This is a genomic window from Micromonospora sp. NPDC047465 (assembly GCF_040643125.1).
Lineage (GTDB): Bacteria > Actinomycetota > Actinomycetes > Mycobacteriales > Micromonosporaceae > Micromonospora.
In genome coordinates this window covers 12,757-30,832 of the sequence record NZ_JBEYTP010000029.1, presented here as the reverse complement: position 1 = coordinate 30,832, position 18,076 = coordinate 12,757, and the positions used below count along the sequence as shown (strand labels likewise).

Here is an 18,076-nt window from a genome sequence, read left to right as displayed (position 1 = left end):
CGCCCCGTGGACACCCCAACCGCTGTACCCGCCAACTACGTCCCGCAGGCGTTGGCGCTGTTCGAGAAGTACGGTCCGGCGGAGGCGATCGTGCACCAGGGCCGCCGGCTGACCTACGCCGACCTGCGGCACGGCGTCCTGCACCTGGCCGAGGCCCTGAACGGGCAGGGAATGGTCGCGGGCCGGGCGGTGGCGGTGGTCGCCAACAACCACCCGGACGTGGTCATGTTGCACTTCGCCCTGCACCTGCTGGGCTGCCGGTCCATCTGGGTGGCCCACGCGCCTCTGGAACACCAGTTGGACTTCCTCGGCCAGGCCCGCCCGGACGCGCTGGTGTACGACCCCCGCACCCACGCCGAGGCCGGCGTCGAACTGGCCCGACGGTCGGCTGCCCCGGCCGTGTTCAGCCTCGGCCCCGCCGCCCTGGGCACCGACCTGTGGCAGGCACCCCGGCGGGCCCTGGACCCGGCCGACGCCACGGGCGAACCCGCGTCGGTGTTCCAGACCAGCGGTACGACCGGACGTCCCAAGCTGGTCCACCACCGCAACGTGCTGTTCCAGACAATCCTGGAACTCGCCACCAGGTGGGCGGGCGAGGGCCGCCCGACCCGCCACCTCTACTACGGCGTCTTCTGGCACGTCAGCTCACAACTGGGCGTCATGGGCATGCTGTTCGCCGGCGGGACGCAGGTGATGTGCGACTCCTTCGACGCCAGGCAGTTCTTCACGCTCATCGAGCAGGAGCGCATCACCAGCACGAACGCCGCCTCACCCCGCCTGTACGAGCTGCTGGACTGCCCGCTGCTCGGCCGGACTGACCTGAGCAGCCTGGAGATGATCACCCTGGGCGGCTCGACCGTCGCCCCCGCCCGGCTGACCCAGGCACTCGAACGCTTCGGGCCCATCGTGCGCGTCGCGTACGGGATGAGCGAGGCGCCCCTGATCACCGAACTCAACGGCGACGAACACGACCCGAGCCGGCCCCACCTGCTGCGCTCCTGCGGGCGTGCCTACGGTGACGTACGCATCGCCATCCGGGACGAGGCCGGACGGGAGTTGCCGCCCGGGCAGCACGGCCAGGTGTGGATCACCGGGTCGCTGGTGATGGCCGGGTACTGGGGACAGCCGGAGCTGACCGCCGGGACACTGGTCGACGGCTGGCTGCGCACCGGGGACACCGGGCACCTCGACGAGGACGGCTACCTCTACCTGGTGGGACGCGACCAGGAGCTCATCGTCACCGGTCCCGGCGCCGTCAACGTCTACCCGGGACCGATCGAGGATGTCCTGACCGCCCACCCCGACGTCCACGACGCGGCCGTCGTCGCCGTGCCCGACGACGCCTACGGTGAGGCGGCGTACGCCTTCGTCGTGCCCGTACCGGGTGCCACCGTCACCCCTGAGCAACTCCGCGACCTGATCACCGAACGCCTCGACACCAACTGGACGCCGCGTGACGTGGAGTTCGTCGACGCGTTGCCCATGATCGGCTACGGGAAGGTCGACAAACGCACACTGCGTGACCGCTATCTCGCCCGTACCGGCGCGGCAGTCGGTTCACCGGAGTGACGGTGTCCAACCGGCGCCGGGCCGCCCTCGTCGGGCTGCTCACCGCCGGAACGATCTCCGACACCGGCACCCGGGTGTCCACGGTGACGCTGCCCTGGCTGGTCCTGGTCAGCACCGGCAGCCCCACCCGGATGGGCCTGGTCGTCGCGGCCGAGATGCTGCCCTACGTGCTGACCAGCGCGCTGGGCCCGCCGCTGGTGGACCGACTCGGTGCCCGTCGGGTCTCCATCACGGCCGACCTGGCCAGCGCCGCCGGCATGGTGCTGCTGGCCGCCACCTACCAGCTCGGGTTCGCCCTGCTGCTCGGGCTGGTCGCCGTCATCGGCGTCGTCCGGGGTCTCGGCGACAACGCCAAACGGGCGATGGCGCACGCCACCATCGCCGCGGCGGGCGCTTCGATGGCGCGGGTCAGCGCCATCGACGACGGTCTGCACCGGATGAGCATCCTCGTCGGCGCACCGGTCGCCGGTGTGATCATCGCCTGGTTCGGCATCACCCAGGCCATCCTCATCGACGCGGCAACCTTCGCCGTGGCCGCCGCCGTCGTGACGGCGCTGATCCCGGCGTCCATCGGACGGCCCATCCACGACGCCACGACGGAGCGGGAACCGTACCTGAAGGCGCTGGGCATCGGGCTGCGCCACCTGCGACAGGACCAAGTCGCCGTCGGGATCTTCGCGGTGATGTTCATCATCAACCTGTTCAACCAGGCCAGCGTCGCCGTCTACATCCCGCTCTGGGTCGACCAGGTGCTCGACAACCCAGCCGCGCTCGGCGCGGTCAGCGGTGCGCTCGCCCTCGGCGCGATCGTCGGCAACATCGGCTTCTCCATCGCCGCCACCCGGCTGCCCCGCTACGTCACCTTCACGATCGGGCTGCTCGTCGGTGGGGCCCCGCGCTTCCTGGTCATGGCGTTCAGCCACGACCTGCTGGTGGTGACCGCCATCACCTTCGTCTGCGGCCTGGCGCTGTCCTCCGTCAACCCGATCATCGCCGCGACCATCCTGGAACGCACCCCGCCACCCTTGCAGGCCCGGATGTTCGGCCTGGCCACCGCGTTCTCCTGGGCCAGCATCCCGATCGGCGGCGTGCTCGGCGGCTGGGCCGCCTCCGCCCTCGGACTGACCGCCGCGATCACCCTGAGCGGACTGCTGTACCTGATGGTGGCGCTCACCCTGGTGCTACGCCCCGCCCGGTGGCGCCGCCTGGACGAACCACCGCCCACCATGGCCAACACCACCGAACCGGTCCGGACGTGAACACCACCGTGGCCACCCGATCGCTACCGTTCCCGGCGTCCGCGGCCGGGCCGCCCGGCACGGCGCGCGTCGCCCGGCCCGGCAAGCTGCCGGCAACCCCCGACAGTCCCCCTCCCCGATCCATACGCGACCGGTCAACACTGCGGAAGGCGCCCACGACATGCACGTTCGAGACGACTACGGGCTTCCCATCGCCGAAGCAGACGCGCACGAGGCACTCGCCGCACACCGCGCCGGCGCCCTACCCCCGGTCGCCCTCATCAGGGTTCCCGAACCGCCCCGCGACACCTGGGCGGACCTCGCCCACGCCGGGTTCATTCGCAAGCCGATCTGGCTGAGCTGGCGGGCGCCCACTCCACGCTCGGTCGACGACTACGCCGCCCGGCTCGCCCGCAAGGCCCGCCAGGACCTCCGCCGAGCCATCGACCGGGCGGCCAGCGCCGACGTGCACATCGAGGTGCACCAGACGCTCAGCGCCGACCAACTCGACCCGTTCCTCACCCTGTACGAGAGCCGGGTCAACGGCATGACCTTCGGCCTCTCGTTGGCCGGCCCGATGCGCGCCGGCATGATCGACAATCCGACGACCTTCGGCGTGTTCGCCTACGAGAAGGGTGAACTGGTCGGCGGCTGCCTGTGCCGGGAGTTCCCGCAGGACAACTCGGTGTGGCTGCTCTTCTCCGCCGTCGAGGCCCGCTGGCGGCAACACAGCCTCGCCCGGGTCATCTACCTGCACGCCTTCGAGGAGACCCGCAGGCGCGGATTTCCCGAGGTGACCCTGGGCAACGACCCCAACCTCTACGGACACGTCGCCAAGCCCGGCCTGTTCCTGTTCAAGACCCGCCTCGGCTTCGAACCGGTACCCGCCAAGCCCATCGGTCGGGCCCCGGCGGGCGACTTCGCCGACCTGCTGCTGTCGGTCGAGGCACTGACCACACCCGTGGTCGTGCTGGGTTACGCCGACGGCGACTCCCACGCCGCCGCCAGCACCCCACGCCTGACCAGCCACGTCTTCGGCGCCGGGCCGGAGATCGACATCAACCGGTACACCACCCGTACCGTCGACACGGCCAGCCGCGTCGACCTGCCGGCGCGGGTAACCCGTGCCACCGCCTGACCACTGATTCGCAGTCCTGCTCCACCGCCGTACCCACTGGCCGCTCCGGATGTGACTCATGGGGAGAACCAGTGCCGCACAGCCACCGATTGTGAGGGCGGAAATGGTCTGTTCGCTCGTCTGCGCCTGCTCGTCCGCCGAGGCGACGCACGCGACCCGTCGTCGGATCCTGATCTCTCCTTGACATCCTCCCGGCCCTGAAGGGCCGGGATTCCCACGGTCGCCCGTGAGGTTTCCTGTTTCATCGCCGATTGCCTTGCCGGGAGGATTCCCTTGAGGTCTTACATCAGCTCCGCAGGCGTTTTACCTCTCCGCCAGCCCAGCGGCGAGGATGTTTGTCGCGGCGTTGATGTCCCGGTCGTGCTCAGTTGCACAGCCGGGGCAGGTCCAGGTGCGCACGTTGAGGGCGAGGGTGCTGTTGATCCGCCCGCACGTCGAACAGGTTTTGGACGACGGGTACCACCGGTCGACGGGGATCACCTCACGGCCGTACCACTGGGCTTTGTACTCCAGCATGCTGCGGAACTGACCCCAGGCCGCGTCGGAGATGACGCGGGCCAAGCGCCGGTTGCGGAGCATGTTACGCACGCTGAGGTCTTCGATCACGACCGTTTGGGTCTCACGGACGAGGCGAGTGGTCAGCTTGTGCAGATGGTCCCGCCGCCGGTCGGCGATACGAGCATGGATCCGGGCCACCTTCAGTCGGGCCTTCGCCCGGTTCGCGGAACCCTTCTGTTTGCGGGCCAGGTTCCGCTGCGCCTTGGCCAGCTTCCGCCGGTCGGCCTGCCCGTACCGCGGGTTGGCCACCCTGCCCTGCTCGTCACTCACCCCAGGCATCGGACGCGACAGGGTGAGCAGACTGGTGATGCCCGCATCCACACCAACCTCCGCCGCACCGGGCGGCAACGGCTTCACCGCCGGGTCCTCAACCAGAATGGACACGAACCAGCGGCCGGCAGCGTCCCGGGACACCGTGACCATCGACGGTTCCGCCCCGGCGGGCAGGGACCGGGACCACACGATGTTCAGCGGACTGTTCATCTTGGCCAGAGTGGGCCGGCCGTCACGCCACCGGAACGCCGAGCGCGTGTACTCGGCCGACGCCCGCGACTTGCGCTTGGACTTGAACCGCGGATACCGGGCCCGCTTGTCCCAGAACGCCACGAACCCGGCCTGCAGATGCCGCAACGTCTGCTGCAACGGCACCGACGACACCTCGTTCAGGAACGCCAGCCCATCGGTGCGCTTCCACCCGGTCAGCCACCCCGAAGACTGCACATACGTGGTGCGTTGCCGGTCAACCGCCCACGCCCGGGTCCGGGCCTCCAACGCCCGGTTGTACACCAGACGCACACACCCGAAGGTGCGGTTCAACTGCCCGGCCTGCTCAGCGGATGGGTAGAAGCGGTACTTGTATGCCCGCTTCACCACCTCACCCCACGCCTCACACCTACCAACCGTCCATGTAAGACGATCAGCGAGGGGAAGGGAGCGGCGTTTCCTCCCGGCCCTGAACGGCCGGGTTTCCACGCCGCAAATCCGATGAACACGAACCTCAGTCAGGAAAGATCCGCACCCGCCCACCGGTCCGGGTCGGCGACGACGAGGATCTCCGTCCTCGGGCCGTTGCGCCTCGAGCACCTCGATCACACCGTGCAACTCGGGCCGAAGGTCTCCGGTCTCCTCTCGGCATTGGTGCTCCACGCCGGCCGACCGGTCGACGCGGGCCAACTCGTCGACCTGCTGTGGGGAAAGTCCGCCTCCGCGGCAGCCGAGACGACTCTCCGCAGCCACGTCTCACACCTGCGCCAGAAGCTCGGACTCCCGCCCGGCCAGGGCGGTCCGGTGGCCACGGTGCGGACTGTGGGCACGCCGGCCAGCCGGGGCTACCTGCTGGAGGTGGCGCCGGGCAGCATCGACGCACAGGTCTTCGAGAGCGCGGTGGTGGAGGGCAGCCGGCTGCTGCGAACCGGCGGTACCACCGAGGCGCGGCAGGCGGCGAAGCTGCTCCGGGACGGGCTGGCTCTGTGGCGGGGCACCGCCTTCGCGGACATCGCCCACTGGTGGGGCGCCACGGCCGAGATCAACCGTCTGGACGCGCTGCGCCGTTCCGCGATGCAGATCCGCGCCGAGGCGCTGGTCGAGATCGGCAGTTACCTGGAGGCCACGGGCGAACTCGCCGGCATGATCGCCGTCGACCCGTACAACGAGAAGGTGCGGCGCCTGCTGGCGCTGGCGCTCTATGCCGACCAGCGGGTGGACGAGGCGGCTGAGGTCTGTCGGGAGGGGCTGACCCTGTTGGCGTGCCGTGGCCTCGACGCACCCGACCTTCACGAACTCCAACGGAGGATCCTGCGACGTACGGTTTCCGTCGGGACGCGCCAGTCGGTGTGGACGGCCAGTTGGCGCTGTACCGCAGCCTGCTCGTCGACCGTCGGCTGCTGATCGTGTTCGACAACCCGGCTCCATGTGGTCAGCCCGCGGCGGCATCCGGGGCCCAGTACGCCCCCGGCACCGGGGCGCCCAGAGTGTCACGCACCATGAGGACCGCCTCCAGGCGGTTACGGGCGCCGAGCTTGGCCAGGGCGTGCGAGACGTGGCTCTTGACGGTGGCGCTCGAGACCCCACAGAGTTCCGCCGCCTCGGCGGTGGTGAGTCCCTCGCCGAGGCGGCAGAGCACCTCGCGTTCCCGGGCGGTCAGCTTCTGCACCGCGTCCTGGGACGGCCGGTTCACCCCGGCCGGGTCGACGTAGAAATTCAGCAGGGCAGCGGAGAACACCCGGTTCCTGCCGGCGACCGCCTGCACGCTGCCGGCCACACCGCTGAGATCGGTCTCCTTCACCAGGCAGCCGGCGGCGCCGGCCGCCACCGCGGCGTCGAGACTGCGCCGGGACCAGTCCAGGCAGAGGAGGACGACCCTGATCCGCCGGGCGGTCAACTGTCGGATCGCACCGACCATCGGTTCCCCGTGGCTGGCTCCGAGGACGGCCACCTCGACACGTTGCAGCGGCCAGTCCGCCAGCGGTCGGCGGCTGTCCACCTCGGCCACGACGTCGAGCTGGCTGTCGCCGTTCAGCACGTCGTACAGCAGGTGACGCCAGAGCGGATCGTGGTCCGCGACCAGGACCCGGGTCCGCATCCTGGCGCGGGTCTCGCCACCGTCGGCCTTCGATCGCGACCGGAACTGGCGCGTCGCATCCTGGACCACCGTCATACCGGCACCTCCCGATGCAGCTCGGCTGCGCTCAGTCGCCGGGTCCCGTCGCGGAACCGGAACTCGTAACAGATCCGACGCTGCGCCGCGGCGATGAGCGCGGCCAGGTCGGCAGGCCGGTCACAACGCCCCCAGTGCAGGTCGAGATGCCGGGTCATCACGTCGGCGTCGAGGACGTCGCCCACCCGTGCGTACGCCCGGAAGCCGTCGATGCCGTCGACCTGGCGGACGTCGGCCGCGCCGCTGATCGAGATGAGTTCGCAGGGCTCGACCGGAGCCAACGTGTGGTATTGGAAGTGGACCCTGTCCGGCTGGTCGATCGGGGGCACGGTCACCGGTTGGCCGAGTGCCAGCTGCCCGGCGAGACGGACCACGTCGAAGCCGGCGCAGTGCCGGGCCAGTGCGCCGATGTGGCCGCCCAGGCGACCGTTCACCTCGATGATCCGTGGCCCGCGCTCGGTCAGCTTGATCTCGGTGTGGGTCAGACCGGGGCCCAGGTCGAACGCGGTGAGGGCACGCGTGGCGAGATCGAGGATCTCCTTCCGCTCGACGTCGGTCACCGCCGCCGGCCAGAACTGCCCTGTCTCCCGGAAGGGCGGCACCAGCGGGAGTTTCCCGGTGACGGCGAGATGCCGCAGCCCCTGCGGCCCGTGGTAGCTCTCCACCGACACGTAGTCGCCGTACGGTCCGCCCGATCGGCCCACGAGCAGCTCTTCGACCACCACTGTGGACGCGCGGCCGGCCGGCAGGAGTGGGGCGAGCACCCGGTGCGCCACCGCGTCGTCAGTGATCACGTACGTGTTCCGGCTGCCCTGGCCGTAGACGGGCTTGACCACGGCGGGCAGGCCGACGTGGTCCCGGGCGGCGGCCCACTCGTCGATCGAGGAGATCGGGCGGCTACGTACGTCATCGACGCCGCGCACACGCAGGCGCTCACGTTGCCGCACCTTGCTGGTCAGCAGCCCGGTCGTGGCGATCGGGTGAAACGGCAGGCCGAGCGCGTCGGCCAGCCACGCGGTGACCGGCAGCATCGGCTCGGAGAAGGTCAGGACCGCCGCCGGGGTGAGCCGACGCACCGCCGCCAGATCCGCCTCGCGGTCGCCGGTCAACGGTACGACGTCACCCAGCCGGCGCAGCACCTCCCCGGTCCGGTCGGTGTATCCGCTCGGGTTGACCAGGAACGCCACCGGGCCGAGCGTCCCCAGTCCGACGGCGATCTCCGCGGCCGACGCGGCGCCACGGTCGTACACGACAACCAGCGGGCCGGCCATCAGTCGGGCATCCCCGCCGCCGCGTGCAGCGCACCACGGTACAACTCCAGGTACGTCGTCACCTGCGCCTTGTCGAACAGGTCGGGATCGTAGGCCACCGCGACGGCGGTGCCCAGGTCACGCGAGTTGATCATGAAGTCGACCATGAACGGGAAGCTGGTCTTGTCGAAGGCCCACCACGCGCCGGGCCTGATCGCGGTCAACTGCTCCAGTTGGTCGTACACGTGGAAGTGGGTGAAGTTGAACGCCGTGTCGAACGGTGGCCGGCCCAGCCGTTGCTCGATCATGGCCAGCGGGTACCGCCGGTGACGCATCCCCCGCTGCTCGGCGGCGAGGGCGCTGCGACACAGTTCCACCTGGTCCTCGGGCACCACCGGCACCCGGATGGGAACAGTGTTGAGGAACAGTCCGACGAGGAGGTCCGCGCCAGCGATCTCCGGCCGCCCGTTGACCGTCAACCCGGTCACCACGTCGCGGTCCCGACCGGTCCAGGTGCTCAGGGCCCGGACGTGACAGCCGAGAACCAGACTCTTCAGGGGGACGCCGATGGTGCCGGCCACCGCTCTGAGGCCCTCCAGCAGGGTCTCCCCGACCTCGAAGGTGAGCATCTCCCGGGGGTCGGCCGCGCCGCCGAAACGCCCACGGTCGAGCAGCAGCCCGGGCACGTCCGCCTCGGCGTGCCAGAAGTCGGCGGCCTCCCGGTTGTCGATGGCCTCCCGTTCCAGCCGGAGGAACTCCCGTTGCCCGGAGGCCGGTGGCAGCGGCAGGTCCGCCGGCCGGCCGGTGAGCTTCGCGTCGTACAGCGCGAGAAGCTCGTAGCAGAGTCGCGCGTAGCTCCAGCCGTCGAGGAGGGCGTGGTGGAGTGTGAGGGTGACGTAGAAGCAGCCCTCGAGTGCCACCACGTGGCAACGGAGGACCGGCGGACGGCCCCAGTCGATGGCCTGGGACAGCTGCGTCTCACGCCAGCGGGTGACCGGTTCGGTTGTGGTGGCGTACTCGACGGTCAACGGCGGGTCCACCGAGGACCACAGCAGTTGCGCGGGGACGCTGAAACCGCCCAGGTCGAAGGAGGAACGCAGGGCCTGGTGTCGGCCGCACAGCTCGTCGAGCGCGGCCGTGAACAACGCCTTGTCGAACGGCCCGGTCACCTCGACACCGATGAGGTCCTGGTAGAGACGGGGGTCGCCCGACGCCTCGCTCAGGTAGATGAGCCCCACCTGAAGGACCGAGGTGGGCCAGGCGTCGCGTACCTCCGCCGGCATAAGCGCCCGGTCGTAGGGGTCCAGGAGACTGAACGGCTGATAGTCCCCCACCCCGTCGGCACGTCCGTCGCGACCGGCCACCGCCGCCACCAACTCGCTGACGGTCGGAAAGAACATCAGGTCGCGCAGCTCGACCGGAATGCCCCGCGCGTTGGCGTCCGCGACGACCCGTAGGGCGATCAGCGAGTCTCCCCCGAGGGCGTAGAAGTCGTCATCCGGGCCGATCGGCTGGTCATCGAGGTGCCTCCGCCAGATCTCCACCATGGCCTGCGTCGTGTCGCTCATTCGGCGAACTCCCTCGGGGATGCCGTGCGCCGCCGGGTCAGCACGGGCAGGTGTGTGATGCCGGCGATGAAGTTCGATGCCAGGTGCTCCACCGGACCGTTGAGCTCGATCCGTTCGAACACCCGGAACAACTCGGCGAAGAAGGTGGCCAGCGTCATCCGCGCCAGCGGTGCGCCCAGGCAGTAGTGCGGGCCGAATCCGAAGGCGATGTGCCGATTGTCCGGGCGGGTGATTTCGAACCGGTAGGGATCGGTGAAGACCTCCCCGTCCCGGTTGGCCGACCCGACCCAGACCGCGACCGCCTCGCCCTGACGGACCAGGCCGCCGCTGAGTTCCACGTCCTGCCGGGCGTAGCGCAGGAAGCTGTTGGCCGGCGAGGTCCACCGCAGGCCCTCCTCCACCAGGCCGGTCAGTGCCTCCGGTGCGGCGACGGCCTGCGCCGGGTGTTCGATCAGCGCGAGGACGGTGCCGGTGACGGCGTGCGGGGTGGTGGCGTTCGCGCCGAGCAGCAGGCTGTAGCAGTTGTAGATGACCTCTTCGGTGGTCAGCCGCCGACCACCGGCCAGCATGCTGGCCAGGTGCCCGATCAGGTCGTCCCGTCGCTGGCATCCGTCGTCGCGCAACTGCCTGGCGAAGTAGTCGAACAGGCTGTGGTGGGCGATGGCCAGGGTTGCGGCCGGATGACGCACACACAGCCCGGGGTCCGCTGGCGCGGCGGCCATCGCGGTCCACCGCGTCAGCTCGGCCCAGTCTGGTTCGGGAACTCCCATGAGCATCCCGGCGACCGCCATCGGCAGCTGGGCGACGCACTCGGCGAGATCCCATTCCGCACGATCGAGCACGGGCAGCAGGATCCGGCGGACCGCCCGGACGACGTCCGGTTCGAGGTCGCGCACCGCCCTGGCGGTCAGCACGCGGTTGAGCGGGGTGCGCAGCTCGGTGTGCCGGGGCGGGTCGGTCGACACCAACATCAGTCCGGCCGCCTGGTCGCCGTGGCCCAACTGTTGCAGGAGGCTGCCCTGCTCCGAGGTGAACTCGCGGTGGTCGCTGAGCACCCGGCAGGCGTCCCGGTACCTGGTGACCGACAGGAAGGTCCGGCCGTCCGGCAGTTCCTGCCGGTGCAGCGGGTGCCGGGCCCGCATTTCGGCCCACACCGGGTGCGGGTCACCCGTGGCGTAGAAGTCGGGGGCGAACAGGTCGACGTCCGCCACCGGCGTCGTCAGGGGTTGGGCGCCGCTGGAGATCCTCACCGGATCTCCTGCATCTGGTGGGCGGCCTGCACGCTGCGGGCCAGTCCGGCCGGGGTCGGGTCCAGATAGAACGACAGCGGGGACACCTCGACGCCGTGTGCCTGCCGGAGTTCCGCGAGGATCTGCACCCCGAGGAGCGAGTGGCCGCCGAGTTCGAAAAAGTCGTCGTCGGCACCGATGCCGTCGAGGTCCATGAGGTCCTCCCACAACTGCGTGATGCTCAGCCCCAGCTCCGTAGCCGGTTTCCGGTGATCGGCGCTGACCTCGGGACGGCTGTGGGACTCCCGGCCAGCCAGATCCGTCCGGTCGACCTTGCCGTTCGCGGTCAGCGGCAGCGCGTCCAGCCTGGTCACCCGAGCAGGGACGGCGTACGACGGCAGCACCTCGCTCAGCCGTCTGCGGAGCTCCAGCACGGATGCGGTCCCGGTGAAGAAGGCCGCCAGGCGCCTGCTCCCGCGCGCGTCGTCCTGCACCACGACCGCGACGTCGGTCACGCCCGGCGCCCCGACCGCCACGGCCTCCACCTCCGCCGGCTCGACCCGGAAGCCCCGGATCTTGACCTGCCGGTCCCGCCGGCCGACGAACTCGAGCTGCTCCCCGGTCCGCCGGACGAGGTCGCCCGAGCGATACATGCGCGAGCCGGGGGTGGCGGCGAAGGGGTCGGCGACGAAGCGGGTCGCGGTGAGCGCGGGGTCACCGAGGTATCCGTGGGCGATGCCCGTCCCGCCGACGTAGAGTTCGCCGACCTGACCGTCGTCCACCGGCCTGAGCCGATCGTCCAGGACGTACGCCGTGCTGCCGTGGATCGGCTGCCCGATCGGGACGGTGCTGCCGGTGACCACGGAAGTCATCCGGTGGCAGGTGCTGAAGGTGGTGTTCTCCGTCGGCCCGTACCCGTTGATCAGTACGGTGTCGGGCAGCGCCGCCACGGCGCGGTTCACGTGCGGTACGGAGAGGACGTCCCCGCCGGCCAGCAGGTGCCGCAGTCCACGCAGGTTGTCGAGGCCGGCCTCGACCGCCCGGTGGAACAGGCCGGCGGTGAGCCACAGCACCGTGACGCGCTGTGCGGCGACGTAGGCGCAGATTTCCTCCGGCGAGAGATCGCCCGGCGGCGGGATGACGAGGCAGGCCCCGTTGAGCAGCGGGCCCCACACCTCCAGCGTGGACGCGTCGAACGCCAGCGGCGCGTACTGGACGAACACGTCGTCGTCGCGGATCGGCAGGAAGCCGTTCTCCACCACCAGGCGGACGACGGCCCGATGCGGTACGCACACCCCCTTGGGCCTGCCGGTGGAGCCCGAGGTGTAGGCAAGGTAGGCGAGGTGGTCCGGGCCGGCCCGGACCACGGACGGGGCTGCCGGCCCGTCGTCCAAGGCGTCCGGCACCGTCAGGGCCCGGCAGCCGGTCGGCAGGTCCGGCAGTCCGGAGGGTGTGGTGAGGACCAGGTCGACGGCCGCGTCCCGCAGGATGGCATCGCGGCGCTCCGACGGGTAGCGGTCGTCGAGCGCGACGTACGCGGCGCCGGACCGGAGGATCGCCAGCAGGCCGACCACGGCCGCGGCGGAACGTGGCAGGTGCACTCCGACCACCGCCCCCGGGGCCGTGCCCGCCTGCTGCAACCGGTGGGCGAGCCGGTCGGCGCGCCGGTGCAGCTCGAGGTAGGTCAACTCGCCGTCCCAGGCCCGTACCGCCGTCCGGGCGGAGTGCCGTGGGGCGATCTGCCGGAACAGCTCGTCGATCATCGCGGGGCACGCTCCTGTAGTTGCGCCGACAGCAGGGCAAGCAGTGTCTTGGGTCCGTTCAGGAACTCGTAGTGGCCCCCCGCGAGGACGTCGAACCGCACGTCGTCGCTGTAGTGCTCCCAGCCCCGCAGTTCGGCCTCGGTCACCTCGGGGTCGTCGGCCCAGTGCAGCACCGAGATGTTCATCGGGACCGGCGCCGGCTCGTCGCGTCGGTAGTGGCGGTTGGCCTCCAGGTCCTCGCGCAGCACCGCCATGCTCAGTGCCAGCATCGCGGGATCCGGTTGCCCGCCGCGCCGCACCGCGAGGTCGGCCAGTTCGTCGAGGAGTTCCTCGTCGGTGAGGGCCAGGAACCGGTCGTGCGGACAGTGGTGCGGCGCGACCTGGGCCGAGACCACGAGGCTGGCCGGGTGCGGCAGCCGGTCGACGGGCAGGCGGCGCGCCGTCTCGTACGCCGGCAACGCGCCGGCGCAGTGACCGAAGAAGGCGAACGGTCGGTCGAGCAGCGGTAGGAGTTGTTCGGACAGTACGTCCGCCAACTGCGCGTAGCTGCGGTAGTGGGGCTCACGGACGCGGTTCTCCCGACCGGGTAGTTGCACGAGGCAGACCTCGATCCCGTCGATCCAGCGGGGCCACCGGTTGAACATCGACGCGCCCATGCCGGAGTACGGGAAGCAGAAGATGCGGCCGACGGACTCGTCGGACGGGTCGCGCAGCAGCCAGCGGTTGCGCTTCACGACTCGCCTCCCCTCCGGCGGCAACCGTCCGCGCGGTCGGACGACTGTGTCATCCTCGCTCTCCCCGCGTCGGGCACATCGGTGCCGAGCCGGTCCCGCACGGCAGGGGTAGCTGCTGGCGGATGAGATCGCCGAGCTCCGCTTCCCGGTCGCGGTAGTAGAAGTGGCCACCGGGCAGCAGGATGGTGGTCGCCGGCCCGAGGGTCAGGTCCTCCCAGCCACGCAGGTGCTCGGGAGTGATGTCGGGGTCGGCGTCGCCTCCGACGATCAACATCGGGCAGGGCAGGGGCTGGGGCGACGCGACGTGCCGCGCGGCCAGCAGCGTGTCGGAGCGGATCGCCTGGATCGCGAGGCGCCGCATCTCCGGGTCGTCGAGGATCTCCTCGGTGACGGCGTTCTCCTCCCGGAGGACGGCGACCCACTGTTCGACACCGCGTGATTGGATCTCGTCGGCGCACAGTGTCTTGAACGCCGTCGGCTGGGCCGACGAGATCACCACGAGTTCGACGTGGCGGCCGGAGCGGGTGAGCCGGTGTGCCAGCTCGAAGCAGAGCAGCCCGCCCAGGCTGTGCCCGAGGAGCACCAGGTTGCCGACAGTGTGCTGGTCGATGTCCTGTGCCAACTGGTCGGCGAGATCGTGCAGGCTGGCCGTGGGCGGCTCACCGATACGTGGTCCCCGTCCCGAGTACTGGAGGACGAGCGTCTCGTCGGCGGTGGGTGCCACGTGCCGCAGCAACTCGTGTACGGAGTAGGCGCTGCCGCCGCCGTACGGCGCCACCACCACGGTACGGGCGGCAGGGCGGCTGGGCTCGCCGGCAACGCCGCGGTACCGCCACAGCCCACGCGTTATTGGCTCCAGCGCCATGCGGCACACTCTCTTTCATCAATGGATCTCGGCCCAGTGAAGCACTCGGCTGTGGAAACACTGTGGAATCGGCGTGGAAGGCGGGAGCCGGTCGCCGGTCGCCGGTCGGGGCGGCCGGCCACGCACGGTGCCGGACCTCCACCGATGGTGGAGGCTGGGCGCACGCCCTCCACCATTGGTTGAAGACAGGCCGATGCATCAACGACATGATCTGAGAATTCGCCGGGCCTCTGTTCTCTGGTGCGCGCCTGGACCGTGCCGTATCGGCACTGCCGAGCAGGCACCCCCGAACTGGCCGGGCTCACCGTCAGCGCCGTGCTTGCGTCACCGCGAGTGAAGGATGAGCATGACCCCAACCGAATCGCGCCGTGGTGTCGGCGGCTGGGCCGAGACCCTGCTGGCCGGCTTCACCCACTCCGTGCGTCGTCATCCCGACCGGACAGCCGTCATCGCGGACGGGCGAGTGCTCACCTACGCCGAGCTGGACCAGGCCGCCGAGGCGGTGGCCGCGCAGCTTCAGGACCGGGCCGTCGACCCTGGCGCCCACGTCGGCATCTTCCTGCCCCGGACCGCCGACCTGGTCCTGGCGGCGATCGCGGTGATCAAGGCGGGCTGCTCGTACGTTCCGCTCGATCCGGCGAACCCCCGGGCCCGGCTGGAACGCATCCTCGCCGTGGCCGAACCTTCCCTGGTCATCACGACGAGCGACCTGGCAGGCAACCTGCCACCGGACACCGCGGTGATCCGGCTGGACCACGATCGGCCAGGGGACCTGCGCTACTCACCGCCGTCGGTGGACTCCTCCGCCTGCGCGTACATGATCTTCACTTCGGGCACGACCGGCCAGCCCAAGGGCGTACGGATATCCCACGGCAACGTCCTGCACCTGTTCGACTCGACGGACTCCCTCTTCGCGTTCGACGCTCACGACGTGTGGTCGATGTTCCACTCCTTCGCGTTCGACGTCGCTGTCTGGGAGATGTGGGGGGCGCTGCTCTACGGCGGTTCCGTGGTCGTCGTACCGGAGCCCGCCGTCCAGGATCCGGCCTTGTTCCGGCGGCTGCTGCGGGACCGGGGAGTGACGGTGCTCAGCCAGACGCCGACCGCCTTCAACCAGTTGATCGCCGAGGAGCAACGGCACGACGACAGGTTGTCGGTGCGTCGGGTCGTGTTCGGCGGCGAGGCGCTGCGCTTCGCCAGCCTTGCACCGTGGGTCGCCAAGTACGGCGACGAGGCGGTCGAGCTGATCAACATGTACGGCATCACCGAGACGACCGTCCACGCCTCCTACCGCCGGGTCCGCGAGGCCGACCTGCTCCAGGGGGCGAGCCTCATCGGGGTACCGCTGCCGAACTCCTCGTTCCTGCTGGCCGACGACCAGCTCCGTCCGGTGCCACCAGGCGACGCGGGCGAGATCGTCGTCATCGGTCCGGGTGTCGGGCTCGGATACCACGCGCAGCCCGAGCTGACCCGGCAACGGTTCGTCGAGCTGACCGACGCCGACGGGCGGACAATCCGCGGCTACCGTTCAGGTGACCTCGCACGGCTCCGACCGGACGGCGACATCGAGTACCTGGGCCGGGCCGACGACCAGGTCAAGATCCGCGGGTTCCGGATCGAGCTCGGCGAGGTCGAGGCGGCGCTGGTCCGACAACCGGCGGTACGCGCCGGCGCGGTGGCCGTCCGTACCCTGCCGACCGGGGACGAGGGCCTTGTCGGATACGTCGTGCCCCACGACGGGACCGCGCCGGACCAGCGCCGGCTCCGCGACGATCTCTCGCTGGTCCTGCCCGGCTACATGGTGCCGGCGGCATTCGTGCTGCTGGACGCGCTGCCCCACACCGTCAACGGAAAGCTCGACCGGTCGGCCCTGCCGGAGCCGACCCTCGCCGCCACCACCGGTCGCGCGCCACGGTCGCTGGTGGAGGAACTGCTCTGCCAGCTCTTCGCCCAGGCGCTCGGCCATCCCGTGGTGGACCCGGACGACAATTTCTTCGTACTGGGGGGACACTCGCTCACCGCTGTCCGCCTGGTCACGCGGATCAGAGCGGTCCTCGGGCTGGAGGTGAGCATCCAGGAGCTGTTCGAGTCGCCCACCGTCGCCGCGATCACCGCGAAGATCACCGCCGCGACCGGTCGTCCGCCACTGACCCGACGTACCGACGGTGACGTGGTGCCCCTGTCGCACGCGCAGCGACATCTCTGGTTCCGGCATCAGACGCCCGGCACCTCCCCAGCCGATCAAGGGGCGTACCTTCTCCACCTGAGCGGTCGGGTCGACGTGGCGGCGCTCGACGCCGCGCTCACCGATGTCGTACGCCGGCACGCTGTGCTCCGCACCCTGTTCCCGCAGCACCAGGGGGCACCTGTCGCGCGGATCGTCGACGCCACCTCGGTCCAGCCGCCCCTGGTCGTCGAACACGTGAGCGCGGAGAAGCTGGCCGACTCCGTCACGGCCGTCGCCCAGGAGCCCTTCGACCTCCAGCGGGAGCCCGCCATACGGGCCATGCTGTTCCTCGTGGACGAGGACCGCTCGGCGCTCGTGCTCGTCCTGCACCACATCGCCGCCGACGAGTGGTCATGGCATCCGCTGCTGCGCGACCTGACCGAGGCGTACGGTGCCCGGCTCGCCGGCCTTGCGCCGCGCTGGCAGCCGTTGCCCGTGGAGTACGCCGACCACGTCCTGTGGCAGCGGGATCTGCTGGGCGACGTCGACGACCCGGACAGCGTCACGGCGCGGCAGTTGACCTTCTGGAAGGGATACCTGGACGGCATACCGCACGCACTCGTGCTGCCGTTCGACCGGGCCCGGCCGGCCGACTCGCGGTCACACGTCGGCCTGGTCCCGGTCGACATCGACGCCGACCTGCATGTCCGGCTCGCCGGACTGGCCGGGGCCAGCGGCACGACCGTCAGCATGGTGCTCAAGGCGGCGGTGGCCGCACTGCTGACCCGGTTCGGGGCGGGCACCGATCTGCCGTTCGCGGTCACGGGGTCCGGTCGGGCCGAGGCCGCCCTGGAACGGCTCGTCGGACGCTTCGCCAACACGCTGGTCACTCGGGTCGACACCGCCGGGGACCCGGCCTTTGCGGAACTGCTGGTCCGGGTACGGACCACGGACCTGGCCGCGTACCAGCACCAGGATCTGCCCTTCGAACGGCTGGTCGAGCAGCTCGACCCGGTGCACCCGGCCGGCCGGCACCCGCTGGCCCAGGTCAGGACGGGGACCCAACCCGCGATCTCATCCGGCGTCGCCCTAGCCGGGCTCGGCGTGGAGGCGGAACCGGTCGGCAACCACACCGCGGCGTTCGATCTGTCGTACCGGTTCGCGGAACGGCGCGACGCGGACGGCCGGCCGCAGGGGGTGCTCGGCTCCGTGGAGTACCGCGTCGACCTGTTCCACCGGGAAACCGTCGAACGCCTCGCGGGCGGCCTGGAACGCCTACTGGAACAGGTGACCTCCCACCCCGCCGCCCGGCTGAGCCAGCTCGACGTGCCCGACGCCTGA

13 protein-coding genes are annotated in these 18,076 nt (G+C 70.5%); 5 read left to right on the top strand and 8 right to left on the bottom strand.

Annotated elements, in window-relative coordinates; translation table 11 throughout:
* The first annotated feature begins 6 nt into the window (after nt 1–6).
* The 3 genes from ABZ793_RS23880 to ABZ793_RS23870 all read left to right on the top strand — a co-directional run bounded on the left by ABZ793_RS23880 (nt 7) and on the right by ABZ793_RS23870 (nt 3,945).
* Complete coding sequence (locus ABZ793_RS23880; protein ID WP_357461012.1) at nt 7–1,569, top strand: AMP-binding protein; 1,563 nt, start codon at nt 7–9, stop codon at nt 1,567–1,569.
* Between the two features lie 2 nt (nt 1,570–1,571).
* Nucleotides 1,572–2,828 carry an MFS transporter gene (locus ABZ793_RS23875; RefSeq protein ID WP_357461009.1) on the top strand — a complete coding sequence of 419 codons (1,257 nt, stop codon included), beginning with the start codon at nt 1,572–1,574 and terminating at the stop codon, nt 2,826–2,828.
* Between the two features lie 160 nt (nt 2,829–2,988).
* On the top strand, nt 2,989–3,945 hold the full coding sequence (locus ABZ793_RS23870; RefSeq protein ID WP_357461006.1) for a GNAT family N-acetyltransferase: 957 nt from the start codon (nt 2,989–2,991) through the stop codon (nt 3,943–3,945).
* Between the two features lie 303 nt (nt 3,946–4,248).
* Here ABZ793_RS23870 and ABZ793_RS23865 read toward each other — a convergent pair whose 3' ends face one another.
* The gene (locus ABZ793_RS23865; RefSeq protein ID WP_357461003.1) at nt 4,249–5,373 is read right to left on the bottom strand and encodes an RNA-guided endonuclease TnpB family protein; all 1,125 of its coding nucleotides are present in this window, start codon (nt 5,371–5,373) and stop codon (nt 4,249–4,251) included.
* Nucleotides 5,374–5,598: 225 nt separating this feature from the next.
* Between ABZ793_RS23865 and ABZ793_RS23860 the strand changes: the two genes are divergently transcribed.
* Entirely contained in the window at nt 5,599–6,390 is a 792-nt protein-coding gene (locus tag ABZ793_RS23860) for an AfsR/SARP family transcriptional regulator (RefSeq protein ID WP_357461000.1), read from the top strand.
* Between the two features lie 28 nt (nt 6,391–6,418).
* On the opposite strand, the gene ABZ793_RS23855 is transcribed toward ABZ793_RS23860, so the two are convergent.
* From ABZ793_RS23855 to ABZ793_RS23825, 7 genes are read right to left on the bottom strand one after another with little or no spacing between them, the layout of a single operon-like run.
* Complete coding sequence (locus ABZ793_RS23855; protein WP_357460997.1) at nt 6,419–7,159, bottom strand: response regulator transcription factor; 741 nt, start codon at nt 7,157–7,159, stop codon at nt 6,419–6,421.
* Nucleotides 7,156–8,430 carry a hypothetical protein gene (locus tag ABZ793_RS23850; protein WP_357460995.1) on the bottom strand — a complete coding sequence of 425 codons (1,275 nt, stop codon included), beginning with the start codon at nt 8,428–8,430 and terminating at the stop codon, nt 7,156–7,158. Before ABZ793_RS23850 ends, ABZ793_RS23855 begins: the two co-directional genes overlap by 4 nt.
* Entirely contained in the window at nt 8,430–9,977 is a 1,548-nt protein-coding gene (locus tag ABZ793_RS23845; RefSeq protein ID WP_357460992.1) for a condensation domain-containing protein, read from the bottom strand. The genes ABZ793_RS23850 and ABZ793_RS23845 overlap by 1 nt, the downstream gene beginning before the upstream one ends.
* Nucleotides 9,974–11,227: a cytochrome P450 gene (locus ABZ793_RS23840; RefSeq protein WP_357460990.1), complete on the bottom strand. Its 1,254-nt coding sequence runs from the start codon at nt 11,225–11,227 to the stop codon at nt 9,974–9,976. The genes ABZ793_RS23845 and ABZ793_RS23840 overlap by 4 nt, the downstream gene beginning before the upstream one ends.
* Nucleotides 11,224–12,969: a non-ribosomal peptide synthetase gene (locus ABZ793_RS23835; protein WP_357460987.1), complete on the bottom strand. Its 1,746-nt coding sequence runs from the start codon at nt 12,967–12,969 to the stop codon at nt 11,224–11,226. Before ABZ793_RS23835 ends, ABZ793_RS23840 begins: the two co-directional genes overlap by 4 nt.
* On the bottom strand, nt 12,966–13,703 hold the full coding sequence (locus ABZ793_RS23830) for a thioesterase domain-containing protein (RefSeq protein WP_357460984.1): 738 nt from the start codon (nt 13,701–13,703) through the stop codon (nt 12,966–12,968). The genes ABZ793_RS23835 and ABZ793_RS23830 overlap by 4 nt, the downstream gene beginning before the upstream one ends.
* A 49-nt stretch (nt 13,704–13,752) precedes the next feature.
* Entirely contained in the window at nt 13,753–14,568 is an 816-nt protein-coding gene (locus ABZ793_RS23825; RefSeq protein WP_357460981.1) for an alpha/beta fold hydrolase, read from the bottom strand.
* Between the two features lie 346 nt (nt 14,569–14,914).
* On the opposite strand from ABZ793_RS23825, the gene ABZ793_RS23820 reads away from it, so the two are divergent.
* Nucleotides 14,915–18,076, top strand: coding sequence for an amino acid adenylation domain-containing protein (locus ABZ793_RS23820; RefSeq protein ID WP_357460978.1), 3,162 nt, complete (start codon nt 14,915–14,917; stop codon nt 18,074–18,076).